The following is a 440-nucleotide window of genomic DNA, read 5'->3' as shown; positions in this document are numbered from 1 at the left end:
TCGTGCGGACGAGACGTACGAGGCCCGTGGCCCGGCGGGGCCGCCGGCGGGCGGGGGCGGGGCCCCGTCCGGGGCACCACTCGAACGAAGGACCCCGCACGTCACTTCCGCTTCCCACCCCACCGCGTGATCGCTACCCTACGTGTCGGTAACGAGCCGGGGCGGTCCGCTTCTCCACGAGCGGGCCGGGGGAGGGCGGGGGGCAGGACCAGATGGCCGAAGAGACCAGTGCGCCGGCGGGGCGCGACGGGGCCGGGCAGAGCCGCCGGTCCTTCCTGACCTACCTCGTCGCGGCCCCGACCCTGGCCCTCGTCACCCGCGCCGGTGCCGACGCCCTGGCCCCGCAGGCCGCGCACGCCGTGGTGCCGAGCCTGCCCGAGGTGGCCGATCTGGTCGACCTCGGCGACCTGTTCATCCTGGCCGGCGCCCCGACCTCCTCC

The 440-nt window shown here is 76.8% G+C and carries 1 protein-coding gene; it reads left to right on the top strand.

The window, feature by feature from the left end; genetic code table 11:
- Nucleotides 1-212 precede the first annotated feature (212 nt).
- Nucleotides 213-440, top strand: a 228-nt coding sequence (locus tag VR44_RS25380; RefSeq protein WP_045949913.1) for a hypothetical protein, incomplete at its 3' end; no start/stop codon positions are given.

This window comes from Streptomyces katrae (assembly GCF_000966975.1).
Taxonomy (GTDB): Bacteria; Actinomycetota; Actinomycetes; order Streptomycetales; family Streptomycetaceae; genus Streptomyces; species Streptomyces katrae.
Note: the sequence above shows the minus strand (reverse complement) of the source record. Positions and strands in the feature narration are given on the sequence as shown.